Origin of the sequence: Streptomyces hyaluromycini, assembly GCF_002217755.1 — a bacterium.
Lineage (GTDB): Bacteria > Actinomycetota > Actinomycetes > Streptomycetales > Streptomycetaceae > Streptomyces > Streptomyces hyaluromycini.
Map to the genome: position 1 here is coordinate 462,831 of NZ_BCFL01000022.1, position 14,006 is coordinate 476,836.

Annotated in this window: 12 protein-coding genes; 5 read left to right on the forward strand and 7 right to left on the reverse strand. The window is 71.8% G+C overall.

Annotated features, from left to right (window positions below; all coding sequences use genetic code 11):
• The first annotated feature begins 8 nt into the window (after positions 1-8).
• Together SSP29_RS28890 and SSP29_RS28895 are read left to right on the forward strand one after the other, a co-directional pair.
• Positions 9-1,661, forward strand: coding sequence for an AMP-binding protein (locus SSP29_RS28890; protein ID WP_167450021.1), 1,653 nt, complete (start codon positions 9-11; stop codon positions 1,659-1,661).
• A gap of 63 nt (positions 1,662-1,724) precedes the next feature.
• Positions 1,725-2,780 carry an LLM class F420-dependent oxidoreductase gene (locus SSP29_RS28895; RefSeq protein WP_089103729.1) on the forward strand — a complete coding sequence of 352 codons (1,056 nt, stop codon included), beginning with the start codon at positions 1,725-1,727 and terminating at the stop codon, positions 2,778-2,780.
• On the opposite strand, the gene SSP29_RS28900 is transcribed toward SSP29_RS28895, so the two are convergent.
• Positions 2,761-3,861, reverse strand: coding sequence for an acyl-CoA dehydrogenase family protein (locus tag SSP29_RS28900; RefSeq protein WP_150135102.1), 1,101 nt, complete (start codon positions 3,859-3,861; stop codon positions 2,761-2,763). The genes SSP29_RS28895 and SSP29_RS28900 overlap by 20 nt on opposite strands.
• 131 nt (positions 3,862-3,992) lie before the next feature.
• On the opposite strand from SSP29_RS28900, the gene SSP29_RS28905 reads away from it, so the two are divergent.
• Positions 3,993-4,796, forward strand: coding sequence for an enoyl-CoA hydratase/isomerase family protein (locus tag SSP29_RS28905; RefSeq protein ID WP_089103730.1), 804 nt, complete (start codon positions 3,993-3,995; stop codon positions 4,794-4,796).
• Positions 4,797-4,836: 40 nt separating this feature from the next.
• Here SSP29_RS28905 and SSP29_RS28910 read toward each other — a convergent pair whose 3' ends face one another.
• Both SSP29_RS28910 and SSP29_RS28915 read right to left on the reverse strand, forming a co-directional pair.
• Positions 4,837-6,081 (reverse strand): MaoC family dehydratase, encoded by a 1,245-nt coding sequence (locus SSP29_RS28910; RefSeq protein WP_089103731.1) that lies wholly within the window; start codon positions 6,079-6,081, stop codon positions 4,837-4,839.
• A gap of 51 nt (positions 6,082-6,132) precedes the next feature.
• Positions 6,133-7,683, reverse strand: a complete 1,551-nt coding sequence (locus SSP29_RS28915; RefSeq protein ID WP_089103732.1) for a class I adenylate-forming enzyme family protein — start codon at positions 7,681-7,683, stop codon at positions 6,133-6,135.
• 176 nt (positions 7,684-7,859) lie between these two features.
• On the opposite strand from SSP29_RS28915, the gene SSP29_RS28920 reads away from it, so the two are divergent.
• Positions 7,860-8,627, forward strand: coding sequence for an SDR family NAD(P)-dependent oxidoreductase (locus tag SSP29_RS28920; RefSeq protein ID WP_089103733.1), 768 nt, complete (start codon positions 7,860-7,862; stop codon positions 8,625-8,627).
• Entirely contained in the window at positions 8,624-9,394 is a 771-nt protein-coding gene (locus tag SSP29_RS28925; RefSeq protein ID WP_089103734.1) for a crotonase/enoyl-CoA hydratase family protein, read from the forward strand. Before SSP29_RS28920 ends, SSP29_RS28925 begins: the two co-directional genes overlap by 4 nt.
• A gap of 58 nt (positions 9,395-9,452) precedes the next feature.
• On the opposite strand, the gene SSP29_RS28930 is transcribed toward SSP29_RS28925, so the two are convergent.
• The 4 genes from SSP29_RS28930 to SSP29_RS28945 all read right to left on the reverse strand — a co-directional run bounded on the left by SSP29_RS28930 (position 9,453) and on the right by SSP29_RS28945 (position 13,959).
• On the reverse strand, positions 9,453-10,382 hold the full coding sequence (locus tag SSP29_RS28930; protein WP_150135104.1) for a cyclase family protein: 930 nt from the start codon (positions 10,380-10,382) through the stop codon (positions 9,453-9,455).
• Positions 10,383-10,445: 63 nt separating this feature from the next.
• The gene (locus SSP29_RS28935; protein ID WP_089103735.1) at positions 10,446-11,636 is read right to left on the reverse strand and encodes an acyl-CoA dehydrogenase family protein; all 1,191 of its coding nucleotides are present in this window, start codon (positions 11,634-11,636) and stop codon (positions 10,446-10,448) included.
• Positions 11,637-11,647: 11 nt separating this feature from the next.
• Complete coding sequence (locus SSP29_RS28940) at positions 11,648-12,835, reverse strand: acyl-CoA dehydrogenase family protein (RefSeq protein WP_089103736.1); 1,188 nt, start codon at positions 12,833-12,835, stop codon at positions 11,648-11,650.
• Positions 12,832-13,959: an acyl-CoA dehydrogenase family protein gene (locus SSP29_RS28945; protein ID WP_089103737.1), complete on the reverse strand. Its 1,128-nt coding sequence runs from the start codon at positions 13,957-13,959 to the stop codon at positions 12,832-12,834. The genes SSP29_RS28940 and SSP29_RS28945 overlap by 4 nt, the downstream gene beginning before the upstream one ends.
• Positions 13,960-14,006 lie beyond the last annotated feature (47 nt).

Here is a 14,006-nt window from a genome sequence, read left to right on the forward strand (position 1 = left end):
AGACGGCAGTGAGCGTGACACCCGAGCAGCGGCGGCTCGACCTGGCCGCGCTGCGGGAGCGCTGGTACCGGGAGGGCCACTACTCCTCGCGCACCATGGCCGATGCCCTGGAGGACGCCGGCCGCCGGGTGCCCGGGACGCGGTTCGTCTTCGCCTCGGAGACGGAGACGACCACGGTCACCCTGGCGGACGTGCTCGCGCTGGGCAGGCGGGCGGCGGCCGGGCTGCGCCGGCTCCGGGTGCGGCCCGGTGACGTGATCGCCGTACAGGTCCCCAACCGGCTGGAGCTGGTGGTGTCGTACTTCGGCACCTGGCTGGCCGGCGCGGTCGTGCTGCCCATCACCCACATCTACGACTCCGCCGAGGTCGGGGTCATCCTGCGCGACGCCCGGGCGAAGGTACTCGTCCTGCCCGACGCGTGGCGCTCCATCGACTTCGTCGACCGCCTGGCCCGCCTCGACGCGGGACCGGCCCTCGAACACGTCGTCATGATCGGCGACCGGGTGGTACCGGACGCGGTCCCCTGGTGCACCCTGCTCGCCGAGTCGGAGGAGGCGCCGGCGCCCGTGGACGTGGCCGCCGACGACGTGTGCGCGGTGATCTACACCTCGGGGACGACCGGCACACCCAAGGGCGTGCAGCACACCCACAACACCCTGCTGCACGAGCTGCGCAAGGGCGACCTGATGAACGAGGCCGGACCCGACGACACCCGCCTCATCCCCTGGCCCTCCGGCCATGTCGCCGGGCTGCTGGCCGCGTGCAGCGGGATCGTCGGAGGCACCGACACGGTGCACATGGACCGCTGGAACGAACGCCGGGCCGTCGAACTCGTCGAGGAGTTCCGCTGCACCATCACCAGCGGCACCCCCCTGCATGTGGAGGCGCTGTTGAGGGCGGCCGAGGAACACGGCCGCGACATCTCCAGTCTGCGGTTCGTCCAGATCGGTGCCGCCAACGTCCCGCCCGCGCTGGTCGCCAGGGCCGACGACGCGGGCGTCGTGGTGGCCCGCGCCTACGGCAGCACCGAGCACCCGCGGTGTGCGACCTCGCCGCTGGACGCCTCGGCGCGCCAGCGGTCCCTGACGGACGGCCTGGTGCGCTTCGGCGACGAGGTGCGGATCGTCGACGACAAGCTGCGTCCGCTGCCGGTGGGGGAGGCGGGTGAGGTCGTGACCCGCGGTCCCAGTCAGTTCGTCGGCTACCGCAACCGCGCGTACGACGATTCGGCGTTCCTGCCCGGCGGCTGGTTCCGCACCGGGGACGTGGGACGGCTCGACGAGGACGGCCACCTGACCATCACCGACCGCATCAAGGACATCATCATCCGCGGCGGGGAGAACATCGCCTCCAAGGAGGTCGAGGACATCCTCACCACCCATCCGCGGGTTCGGCACGCCGCCGTGGTCGCCGAACCCGACCCGCGGTACGGCGAGCGGGTGGCCGCCTTCGTCGTCCTCGACAGCGGCACGCTCGACGTCGAGGAGGTGCGCGAGCTGTTCGCCCGGCACCGGGTGGCACCGCAGAAGGCGCCCGAGCGCATCGTGGTCGTCCCCGACCTCCCGCGGGCCCCGTCGGGGAAGGTCCGCAAGTTCGAGCTGCGCGACCGGCTGCGGGGGGCGGGGGCCACGGAGGAGTCCGCCGACGAGGCCGGTGTCTGACCGCCCCGCGCCCTATGGCCCTGTGATCCGGTGCCATCCCCGGCGGAACAAGAGAGGCTTCTCATGGACGTGGGACTGCTGATGAGCTACTCGGGAGGCTTCGCCGAAGCCGCCCGGCGGCTGGGCGACTTCGAGGCGGCCGGAGTCGACTCGGTCCTGCTGCCCGAGGCGTACACCTTCGACTCGGTGAGCCAGCTCGGCCACCTCGCCGCCCGCACCGAACGGATGCGCCTCGCGACCAGCATCCTCAACGTGTACTCACGCACCCCCGCGCTGCTCGCGATGACCGCGGCCGGACTCGACTTCGTGTCGGAAGGACGGTTCGAGCTGGGCATCGGCGCCTCCGGCCCCCAGGTGGTCGAGGGGTTCCACGGACTGCCCCACACATCCCCGCTGACCCGGATCCGGGAGGTGGTCGAGATCTGCCGGACCGTCTGGCGGCGCGAGCCCCTGCGCCACGAGGGCCGGGTCTTCCAGCTGCCGCTGACCGCCGAGCGCGGGGGCACCGGCCGGGGCGGCCGCGCCCTGAAACTCATCAACCATCCCCTCCGGCCGGACATCCCGATCGTCCTGGCAGCGCTGGGACCGAAGAGCGTGGAACTGGCGGCGGAGCTGTGCGAGGGGTGGCAGCCCACGCTGTACCTTCCGGAGGCGGCCAAGGAGGTCTTCGGCCCCTCCCTGGAGGCCGGGCGCGCCCGGCGCCGGGCCGGGCTGCCGCCGCTCAGGGTCGTCGCCGACGTCAAGGTCCTCGTCAGCGACGACGCGGAGGAACTCGCGGCCGGACGGCAGCGGGTCCGCGAATACATCGCCCTGTACGTCGGCGGCATGGGAGCCCGGGGCCGGAACTTCTACAACGCCCTCGTCGCGCGGTACGGCTTCGAAGGTCCGGCGGCGGAGATCGAGGAGCTGTACCAGAGTGGCCGCAAGGACGAGGCCGCCGCCGCGGTCCCCGGGGAACTGGTCGACGCGGTGGCCCTGGTGGGACCGCGCGGACTGGTCGCGGAACGGGTCGCGGCGTTCCGCGACAGCGGGGTCACGGGGCTGAACGCCTCGCCGATCGCGGTCACCCACGATCGGCGGGTCGAGGACATGGAACTGCTCAAGCGGCTTGCCGGGTGACCGTCGTACGTTCCAGTTGGGCGAGTACCCGCTGGTGATGGTGGGCGGCGGTGCCGTGGACCAGGGAGTCCACCGTCGCCCGCCGCAGATACAGGTGCAGGTCGTGTTCCCAGGTGAAGCCGATGCCGCCGTGGGACTGCAGGGCCTCCCCGGCGACCTCGGGGAGGCGTTCGCTGGCGAATGCCTTGGCCACGGCGGTCGCCATGGTGGTGTCGTCGCGGCCCGCGTCGAAGGCCATGGCCGCGTAGTAGGTGGCGGCCCGCAGGCCCCGCAGGGTGATCAGCATGTCGGCCGCCTTGTGCTTGACGGCCTGGAAGCTGCCCAGCGGGCGGCCGAACTGTTCGCGCACGGTGACATGATCGACCGTCATCTCCAGCAGCCGTTGGCCCACGCCCAGCGCGTCCGCGGCGGTGAGGACCGTCATCGCGTCCACCCACCGGTCCGCGTCGCCCCGGCGGTCGGACAGCACCTGTGCGGCTGCCACGGTCACGTCGTCGAACACGACGTCGTACCAGGAACGCGTCAGGTCCAGGGTGGTGCGCCGCTCCGTACGGGCGGCGGACGTCGGGACCAGGAGGACGTACGGCTCGTCTCCGGTGAGCGTCACCAGCAGCCAGTCGGTACAGGCGGCGGCGTGCACGGCCGTGGCCCGGCCCGACAGCACGAGGCCCTGCCCCTCCCGGCGTGCGGTGAGGGAACCGTGATGCACGAACCCCGCCTTCAGCCGCCCTTCGCCGAGTTCCGTCGCGGCCTGCGCGGCGAGGTCGCTCGGGTCGGGGCACCAGGCGGCGGACATGGAGGCCAGGGCCGTCTCCACGAACGGGCCCGGTGCCGCGGCGCGTCCCAGTTCCTCGGCCACCAGGCAGAGCTCCACCAGCCCCTGCGCCGCGCCGCCTTGGGCTTCAGGGGTCGCGAGGCCCGTCCAGCCCATGCGTGCGCCTCTGCTCCACAGCTTCTCGTCGACGTCCAGTCCCGCGTCGAGGACCGTCCGGACGAGCTGCGGAGGGCAGTACGAGGTGAGCAGATCCCGCGACGTCTCGCGCAACGCGGCCTGTTCCTCGGAGAGTTCGAAGTCCACCATCGACCGGCCCTTCCATGGTCGTACCGATTACGGATCACTAGCCTCTTATTGAGTGTAATGATTAAGCTATCTGAGGTGCCAGCTTCCGGAGGATCCCGAGGCCGCGAACCCGGCGGGCGAGAGGAACGATGATGTCGGACCAGGAGTTCAGCGCCGGTGGGCGCGCGTACGAGACCGTGCTGTTCGAGGTGGCGGAACACGTCGCCACGGTCACCCTCAACCGCCCCCACAAGCTCAACGCGTTCAACCAGACCATGGTCGACGAGTTCCGGGACATCTGGGAGTGCGTGCGTACCGAGGACGCCGTTCACGTGGTGGTCCTGCGGGCCGCGGGCGAACGCGCCTTCTGCACGGGCACCGATGTCGACGACCGGATCCATCTCGCCGGGAACGTCTGGAGCCAGGAGGACCCGGGGCGGGGGCTGAGCCCCAAGCAGAACAGGGTGTGGAAGCCGGTCGTCGCCGCTGTGCACGGCATGGTCGCCGGCGGCGCCTTCTACTGGCTCAACGACTGCGACATCGTGATCGGCGCGGACGACGCCACCTTCTTCGACCCGCACGTGAGCTACGGCATGACATCGGCCCTGGAGCCCATCGGGCTGGCCCGGCGCATCCCCCTGGGCGAGGCCCTGCGGTGGGCACTGCTCGGGCTGGACGAGCGGATGTCGGCCGCGCGGGCGCGCGAGATCGGCCTGGTGTCCGAGCTGGTGCCCTACCCGGAACTGTGGGGCCGGGCCGACGAACTGGCGCGCACCATCGCGGCCAAGCCGCCCGCGGCCGTGCAGGGAACCGTCCGGGCGATCTGGGAGACGCACGGCCTGGACCGCGAGGCGGCCCAGGCACTCGGCTGGCACTACACGACGATCGGCAATCCCCTCGGCAAGCCGCAGGTCTCGCGCGAGACCTTCGTCAAGCCCAAGTGGACGCTGCGGTGACCCGCGCCTGCGCCTGCGCCCGCCCCCGAGCCCGCGCCTGTCAGCCGGCGAACCGTGCGATCTCCGCGTCCAGCAGATCGCCGAGGGTGTCCGCCGGAGGATCCGGCAGGCGCACCGGGGCCTGACGGGTCGGCAGCAGAACGACGGCCCGTCCCGGTGTCGAGACCTCCCCCCGCTGGTTGTGGCAGGCCACCTCGATGTGCACCTCGTTGCCGACGTCGGTCCGCACCTTGTCCACCACGACACCGCGCACCCATGTGGTGTCGCCGACGTAGTTGAACTTGCGGTGCTCGCAGCGGAGTCTGAAGAGCCAGCCGTCGTCGCCCATCCAGTCCGTGAGCGCGTGCGTCAGCCAGGTCTCGCGCATGCCGCCGTAGTCGTAGCTCATGGGGATGCCCAGCTCCCGGGCGCGCTCCGGCTCCCAGTGCAGCCGCTGCACCGTGTCCGGGATGTTCCGGGCGTTGGGCGGGTACAGGCCCGGGGCTTTGCGCCGCACCCGCCGGGCGACCGCGAAGGCTCCCGGTGGCGTCAGCTGCATGCCCCATCCCACATGCCAGACGACCACGTCGGTCACGGTGAGCGGCCCCTTGACCCGGGGCTGGAGCTCGTCGCCGACGTGGACGTCCTCGAAGTAGCGGGTGTTCGCCCCGCGCCGCTCCTCGGCGTCGTAGGCGGCGTCGATCTCGGCGAGTTGGCCGGCGGTGTAGGGGGGAAACTCCAGGTCCTGCCTCCCGTCGGCCCGGTTCCTGCTGGTGTGCCGTTCGGTGTGGATCCAGGTGCCGCGCTGGAGGGCGACCACCTGGCCCGCGCCGTCGGCGAACAGGAAGTCGTTGGTGACATGGGCGGCCCTGCCCCCGAAGGAGCTCGGCTTGACCTGGACGCCGACCTGGGCCCGCAGGCAGGAACAGCGGTCGCCGAGGCGCAGCGGCCGGTAGTACTCGAACTCCATGACCGCCTGGTAGGCGCCGAGCCCGGCGAACGGGTCGCCCTTGAGGATCGCCTTGGCCCGGTCGTCCGGTTCGACGGCGTTCTCGCCCATGGTGTAGAGGAAGTTCGGCGGTGCGATCGTGCCCTGCCACCGGGTGGCCGGGCCGTGTGCGGGGTCGCACCACAGGGGATTGTCGTCGCCGTACCCGAGCGCGAAGTGACGGATTCCGTCGGTGCTCACCTCCAGGTTGTGGGGTGGCAGGCGGCGCTGGGGGAGACCGATGCGCCGCCGTGAGCGCTCCACGGCATCGTCGGTGAGGAGGCCGTAGTCCGGCCGGTCCGTCAACGTGGTCACCATCTCTCCTTGCTTCGTGGGCGGGCGGGTGCCCGGCGAGCGGATGGACCGGTCCTAGCTGCCTTCGGCGGTGAAGAGTTCCTGGAGCCGGGGCCGGTCGACCTTGAGCGAGGGGGTCCGCGGCAACTGGTCCAGAATCCGCAGATCCACCGGCATCTGATAGCGCGTCAGTCGGCTCGCCAGATGGTCGAGCAGGTCCTGCCTGCTGGCCTGACCGCACAACGTCACCGCCACGACCGGCACTTCACCCAGACGTTCGTCCGGCAGCCCGACGGCGGTGGCGTCACTCACGGCCGGATGCTGGTGCAGGGCGTCCTCGATCACACTCGGCGGGATCTTGAAGCCGCCCCGGTTGATCGCCTCGTCCGCGCGGCCGTGGATGAACAGGAAGCCGTCCTCGTCCAGCGATGCCAGGTCGTTCGTGCGCAGCCATCCCCCGTCGGCGACGGGCAGTTGGGGCCCGCGGACCTCCAGGAGTCCGATGCCGCCCGGTGTCTGCACGTCCTGTGTCGTACGGTCGACCACGCGCAGTTCGATGCCGCGGTGCGCGCGGCCCACGCTGCCGCGCTTCGTTCCCGCCCACTGGCGGTGGTCGGCGAGCGACCAGCCGGCGATGGCGCCGGCGAACTCGGTGGCGCCGTAGGTGGCGAGGACCGGCACGCCGTACCGCGCCTCGAACTCCTCGGCCAGTTCGGGCGGCAGGGGTGCCGTGCCGGAGCCGATCGCCCGCACACTGCTGAAGGTGTCGGCGGGGAGTTCCGCGTGGAGCACCATGCGGATCGCGGTGGGCGGCAGGCGGAGTTGGCGCGGCCGGTGCCGGCACACCAACCGGGCCCACTCCTCGACCTGGAACCGCTCCATCAGGGCGACGGACCGGCCGTCGACGGCATGGGCGATCGCGAAGTACAGCCCGCTGATGTGGGCGAGCGAGGACCACAGGATGACGCATCCCCGGCGCAGGCGCGGACCGGTGCTGTCGTCGAGCATGGTGCCGGCGGCCTGGAAGGCGGCGGTCAGCTGCGGATAGGTCAGCGAGACACGTTTGGGCCTGCCGGTCGTGCCGCTGGTCATCATCACCACGGCAACATCGTCCGCGGGAAGCCCGGGCAGTCCGGGCAGTCCGGGAGGTGTGGGCGGTGCGGGTGTCCAGGAGTCCGGCCGGAGTCGCAGGCCCGTCTCCTGGCGAGCGATCAGGGGGACGGCACCGATGTCCTCGGCGGCGTCCCGGACGGCGTCCCGGGCCCAGTCCTCCGCGTCGGCGATGACGACGTCCGGGCGCAGCGAGCGGATGTCCTCGCCCAGACCGGTCTCGCCCACGTGGGGGCTGAGGGTGACGACCTGCCGTCCGGTGGCGATCACGGCCAGCAGTGCGGCCAGTTGGGCCGGCCTGTTGCGCAGGACGAGGCCGACCCGCCGAGCGGAGGGGTGGCCGCTCAGGAGAGTGTCCAGATCGCGGGTGGCGTCGGCGAGGTACGACCACGGAAGGCTCGACTCCGCGAAGGTCAGTGCCGTCGCGTCCGGGTCGATGCCCATCACGCGACGAAGCCACTTCGAGAGCAGGGGCAGGGTGCGCCCGGCGGGATGCGAGCGGGCCTGTTTCGTCATGGCGTCCTTCTACGGGGAGGCAGACGTTTAAGCTAAATTAGTTACTTGATTCTATCGGTGCTGTCCAGGTGAGGCCAATGGGCGGCCCGCATCGGTGCGTTGAAGACGCTCCTGAAACAGACAAATCTTTTATTTGACATGCCTGATTGCTGGGGAGGACGCATGCAGGAGGACACATGCAGCTAGACGCCATCACCGCACTCGTCACCGGCGGTGCCTCCGGCCTCGGAGCCGCGACCGCGGCGGCGTTCGCCGAGGCGGGGGCGAAGGTGATCATCACCGACCTGCCCGGCTCGGCCGGTGCACAGACGGCTGCCGCGATCGGCGGCGGAGTCCGGTTCGTGCCCGCCGACATCACCGACGAGGACAGTCTGCGGGCTGCCCTCGAAGCGGCCCGGGAGACCGGCAACCTGCGAGCCGTCGTGCACTGCGCGGGCCGCGGCGGGGACCGGCTGCGCATCCTCGACAAGTCCGGCGCACCCGCGGCCCTGGACAGTTACCGTCAGGTCCTGGAGGTCAACCTCGTCGGGAGCTACAACGTCCTGCGGCTGGCCGCGGCCGCCATGGCCGGCAACACCGTCGAGGACGGCGACCGCGGTGCCATCGTGCTGACCGCGTCGGCGGCGGCCTTCGAGGGACAGATCGGCCAGACCTCGTACGCCTCCTCCAAGGGCGGCGTGCACGCGATGACCCTGGTGGCGGCCCGGGACCTGGCGAGCTGGGCGATCCGGGTCAACACCATCGCACCCGGGACCTTCGACACCCCGATGCTGGCAAGGCTGCGCGAGGACATCCGGCAGAGCATCGCCGAGACCATTCCGCACCCCAGGCGCCTCGGCCACGCCGCGGACTACGCCGACCTGGCACTCGCCATGGTGCGCAACCCGTACCTCAACGGGGAGACCGTCCGCCTCGACGGCGCTCTGCGCATGGGCCCCAGGTGAGCGCCGCCCCCGAGGTCCTGGCGGACGCACACGACCGGGTCCTCGTCATCACCCTCAACAGACCGGCACAGAAGAACGCGATGACCCTGGCGGCCGCCCACCTCGTCGCCGAGGCCGTCGACCGCCTGGACGACTCACCGGATCTGTCCGTCGCCGTCCTGACCGGTGCCGGCGGGACCTTCTGCGCGGGCATGGACCTCAAACGGTTCGCGCTCGGGGAGCGTCCGGCGCTGCCGGGCCGTGGCTTCGGCGGGCTCGTCGAGGCACCTCCCGAGAAGCCGCTCATCGCCGCAGTCGAAGGCTGGGCGCTCGGCGGCGGCTGCGAACTCGCCCTCGCCTGCGACCTGGTGGTGGCGGCGCAGGGGGCGCGCTTCGGACTGCCCGAGGTCAGGCGCGGCCTGGTGGCACGGGGCGGCGGAATGATCAGGCTGCCGCAGCGGCTGCCGCGCTCCGTCGCGATGGAACTGCTGCTCACCGGCGACCCGATCGACGCCGAGCGGGCGGAGCGACTGGGACTGGTCAACCGCGTCGTGCCCGAGGGACAGGCCCTGGAGGCGGCGCTACAGCTCGCCGGACGTGTCGCCGAGAACGCGCCGTTGGCCGTGCGGTGTGCCAAGGCCGTGGCGAGCGCCGCCCCCGGCTGGCCGCAGGAGGAGGTGTGGCGCAGACAGGCCCCGTTCTCCGACGCCGTGTTCGCCTCGCAGGACGCGCGGGAAGGAGCACGGGCGTTCGTGGAGCGCAGGGAACCCAAGTGGACGGGCCGTTAGGCGCGTCGCCCGCCCGGCGTTCGCACGTCGGGCGGGCCGCGGGCCGTGCGTACGGTTGTCAGCGGATGGCCACGGGGTTCACCAGACCGCCGGTGCTGCGCAGGAAGCGCTCGGGCGTCGCGTTGAGCAGGAAGGTGTAACGGCGGTCCCGGGCACAGGCAGCCGCGAGGTCCTCCAGTACCCAGTTCTGTCCCTGGATCATGCCCATCATCACCAGGCACAGGACGTGCACGGGCAGCATGACGTCCTCCACGTTCGACGGCAGCAGTTCCATGGGCATGTTGTCGATCGCGGCGGCCGCCGCACGGCGCTGGTGGAAGAAGAGGGGCGCGTCGTAGTCGAGCGCGGGCACCGGCCGGCGATAGCTCGGGACGTCCGCCAGCAGGAAGTGCGTCACCTGCCCGGTCCGGACCAGGACGATGTCACCCTCCTCCACCGGTGTTCCCTGGGCCTCCTCGACGGCCTCCAGGACGGCGCACGTCACCGGGAACCGGCCCGGAAGGACGTCGACGCCCTGGTGCCGGGCCACGTCCAGGAGGATGCCGCGCGACACGACGGTGCCGGCCGCCTCGATGCCCAGCCGGGTGGCGCCGGAGGCGTCGATCGCGTCCGCCGGTACGCCGTTGTACATGACACCGCGGTGGCTGCAGTGCGACAGCGCGTCCCAGTGCGTCGCCGCCTGCGTGGGGGTCACCACGATGTCGTCGCTGTAGGCGACCGAGTCGGGGGAGTCGCCCATCAACGTGTTGATCGCGAGCATCGTCCGGACCGGATTGATCCGTCCCGGGACTCCGATGCCGTTCTGCGGGCCGTCCAGCGACAGCGACATGGCGAGCGAGAAGCTCTCGCCCGTCACCACCGAGGCCGTCGCCTTGCGCACCACTTCGGGGGTGATGAAGTTGAGCGTCCCCCGTTCGTCGTCCGCGCCCCACCGCTTCCAGTTGCTGACCTGCTCGGCCAAGGTGTCGAACTCGGCAACGCTCAGCACGGTTTCCGCCTCTCTTCGCTGTGACTCGCGTGCGTACGACGTGACCGTCCCGGCCGGTCCACGTCAGGAGCGCGGCTCCCGGGGGAGACCCAGGGCCCGCTCGGCGATGGTCGTGCGCAGCACCTCGTTGGCGCCCCCGGCGATGGTGTAGGCCCGGGCGTAGAGGAGGGCGTCCTGCCAGTAACCCCCGTCCACGGCACGGTCGTCGCCCTCGGCCAGCAGGCCGTCCAGCCCCTGGAGTCGGACCCCCAGCGAGACGGCGTCGAGGTTGGTGTCGCTGAAGAAGACCTTGACCATCGCCGGATCGGTCGGCTCGTCGGTGCCCGCCGCCATCCGGGACTGCACGGCCTTGCTCATCAGGTCGGCGACGTACACACGCGTCGCCAGCCGGCCCAGGCGATCGCGCACGGCCGCGTCACCCAGCGGCGGCAGCCCCTCCGGGCCGGGCCGGGCCGCCAGCGCCAGCAGGCCGCTGAGGTCGTCGAGCAGTTCGGCGCTCCGCGCGGCCACCGAACCCCGCTCCTGGGCCAGGCTCGCACCGGCGACCCGCCATCCGCCGTCGACCTCACCGATCACCCGGTCGGCCGGGATGCGCACCCCGTCCAGGAACACCTCGTTGAAGTCGGCGGTGCCGGTGATCTCCCTGAGCGGCCGGATCTCCACTCCCGGGGCGCGCATGTCGAGGGCGAACGCGGTGATGCCCCGGGTCTTCGGCGCCCCGGGATCGGTGCGCGCGAGCAGGTATCCGACGTCGGCGTACTGGGCGTTGGTGGTCCACACCTTCTGGCCGTCGACCACGAAGTGGTCGCCGTCCCGGCGGGCCCGGGTCCGCAGTCCCGCCAGGTCGCTGCCCGCCTCCGGTTCGCTGAAGAGCTGGCACCACAGGTCCTGGCCGGACCGCAGCCGGGGCAGGAACCGGTGCTTCTGCTGCTCCGTCCCGTGGGCCAGCAGGGCGCCCGCGGCGAGGGCGCCGGCTCCGATCTGCCCCCAGGCCCGCGCTCGTGCCAGTTCCTCGGCGACGACGAAGGCGGGCTCGGGGCGCGGATCGGCGAGACCGCCGTACTCGGTCGGCCACGAGCGGCCGAGATAGCCGGCGTCATGGAGCCGGGCGATCCAGCGGCGCAGCTCGGGGACGAGTGCCGGGGCGGGCGCCCGCACCCCCGCGTGGGTCTTCCTGCCGGGGGCGTGGGTACGGATGAACGAGCGCACCTCGGCCCGAAAGGCGTCGAGTTCGGCGCTGGTGTCGAGCCTCATCGTGTCTCCTGTCAGACCGAGGGCATGCCGGGGTCGCGGGGCAGCCCGAGGACCTGCTCGGCGAGGGTGTTCCGCTGGATCTCGGCGGTGCCGGCCCCGATCGTGGAGGCCCGCGTGCGCAGGAAGCCGTAGAGCCACCTGCCGCGCTGCACCGCTTCCTCGGATCCGGGTCCCAGCAGGCCGGCCGGGCCGAGCACGTCGACGGCGAACTCGTGGATGTCCTGCTCGAACTGGGAGATGTGCAGACGTGACACGGAGGAGACGGGGCCCGGCTCCCCGTGGGTGAGGATGTCGGAGATCGTGCGCTGCCCGTTGTAGTGCATGATCCGGGCCCGGATCTCGAAGTCGGCCATCCGGTCCCGCACCTCCGTGTCCTCCAGCGCGCCGCGTTCCGCGAGGAGCTGCCGGAGTTCGCCGAGGACGCGCCGGTAGGTCGCGGCCTGGTTCATGGCGCCGGCGGCGCGCTCGTGCCCCAGACTCGTGCGGACCAGCGGCCAGCCCCCGTTCTCCTCCCCGACACGGTCGGCGACCGGGACGCGGACGTCGTCGAAGAACACCTCCGCGAACAGGTGCCCCCCGGTCAGGTCGCGCAGCGGACGGACGTCGACGCCCGGCGCGTGGGCGTCGACGACGAGGTAGGTGATCCCGCGCTGCCGCGACGCACGCGTACCCGTCCGCACGAGCGTGAAGAAGACGTCCGCCCTGGCGGCGTGGCTGGTCCACACCTTCTGTCCGTTCACCACGTAGGTGTCACCGTCGCGACGTGCGGTGGTGCGCAGGCCCGGCAGGTCGGAACCGGCCTCCGGCTCGGAGTAGCCCTGCGCCCACACGGTGTCCCCGCGCAGCATGGACGGCAGCCAGCGCCGGCGCTGCTCGTCGGTGCCGTACTTGATGATCGTCGGCGCGGCGATGCCCAGGCCCGTCCCGACCGGGCCGGGCACCCGGGCGCGTGCCAGTTCCTCCTGGTACACCACCTGATGGGCGAACGGCAGGTCCATCCCGCCGTACTCCTCGGGCCAGCTCGGCCCGGCGAATCCGTGGTCGAAGAGGGTGGCCTGCCAGGCGCGTGTCCAGGCGAAGCGCTCCTCGGGATCCCGTGGCCGCCGCCCGGGCCCGTGGCCGGTGAGGAAGTCCCGCAGCCGGGAGCGGAAGACGTCGAGTGGCTCCGGGGTGCGGGGGAGGGCCGAAGCGGTCGTCACGGGGCGGCTCCTTCTGACATGGTGAGCCGGGCGAGCCGGGCCCGTTCCTCGCGGGGTGTGCCGAACAGCAGCTCGGACGACTTGGCCCGGCGCAGATAGAGATGCGCGCGATGCTCCCAGGTGAAGCCGATGCCCCCGTGGATCTGGATGTTCTCCTTCGCCGCGTGGGTGAACGCCTCCGAGCAGTAGGAGCGGGCCACGGCGGCCGCGATCGCCGCCTCGGTGCCGGGCGAGCCCACGACCGACCCGGCGAACCTGGCCGCAGACCGGGCGCACTCCACCTCGACCAGCAGCTGTGCGCACTTGTGCTTGATCGCCTGGAAGGACCCGATGGGCCGCCCGAACTGTTCACGCGTCTTGGCATGTCCGACCGCCATGTCGAGGCAGGCGGCGGCTCCGCCGACCTGCTCCGCGGCGAGCGCCGCCCGCACGAGGTCCCGCACGGCTGCCAACGACTCGGAAGCGTCGCCGGTCCCGATCCTGCTCGCGGGGGTGGCGCCGAGGCGGATCCGTGCCAGGGGCCGGGTCGGATCCAGGGCGTCCAGCACCGTGCGGGTGAGACCGGGCGCGGTGGCCGGGACGCCGAAGAGCCCGACGCCGTCGGGGCACCGGGCGGTCACCAGCAGCAGGTCGGCGGTGTGCCCGTCCACGACGTACGTCTTCGTGCCGGAGAGCACCCAGCCGTCCCGCCCCCGGTCGGCCACGGTGGCGGGCGGATCCGCCGCCCATGAACCGTCCGGTTCGGCCGTCGCCAGCGTCGCGGTGAGCGCTCCCGAGACGATGTCCGGCAGCCACCGCTCCATCGCCGCCTCGTCACCGCAGTGCGTCACCGTCTGACCGGCCAGTACGGCGGTCGCGAAGAAGGGACTCGGGAACAGGGCGCGGCCCATCTCCTCCAGAACGACGCCGAGTTCGGCGGGGCCGAGGCCGGCACCGCCGAACCGCTCGGGCACGGCGAGACCGGTGAGGCCGAGCTGACCGGACAGCTGGCGCCACAGGCCCCCGTCGTACTTCTGCGGACCGGTGCCGGGAGGCGGCGGGCGGTGGCTCGTGGCCTTGTCGTCGAGGAACGTGCGCACCAGCAGGCGCAGTTCCTCCTGTTCCTCACCGAGACTGAGGCTCATCGCGCATCCATCGACATCGTCGTGCCCTTCACGCAGCTTGACCCTAA

Bases quoted from the DNA above. Each gene is read 5' to 3' on its own strand.
- SSP29_RS28895 (WP_089103729.1), top strand. From the start codon at position 1,725: ATGGACGTGGGACTGCTGATGAGCTACTCGGGAGGCTTCGCCGAAGCC.
- SSP29_RS28900 (WP_150135102.1), bottom strand. From the start codon at position 3,861: ATGGTGGACTTCGAACTCTCCGAGGAACAGGCCGCGTTGCGCGAGACG.
- SSP29_RS28905 (WP_089103730.1), top strand. From the start codon at position 3,993: ATGTCGGACCAGGAGTTCAGCGCCGGTGGGCGCGCGTACGAGACCGTG.
- SSP29_RS28910 (WP_089103731.1), bottom strand. From the start codon at position 6,081: ATGGTGACCACGTTGACGGACCGGCCGGACTACGGCCTCCTCACCGAC.
- SSP29_RS28915 (WP_089103732.1), bottom strand. From the start codon at position 7,683: ATGACGAAACAGGCCCGCTCGCATCCCGCCGGGCGCACCCTGCCCCTG.
- SSP29_RS28920 (WP_089103733.1), top strand. From the start codon at position 7,860: ATGCAGCTAGACGCCATCACCGCACTCGTCACCGGCGGTGCCTCCGGC.
- SSP29_RS28935 (WP_089103735.1), bottom strand. From the start codon at position 11,636: ATGAGGCTCGACACCAGCGCCGAACTCGACGCCTTTCGGGCCGAGGTG.
- SSP29_RS28945 (WP_089103737.1), bottom strand. From the start codon at position 13,959: ATGAGCCTCAGTCTCGGTGAGGAACAGGAGGAACTGCGCCTGCTGGTG.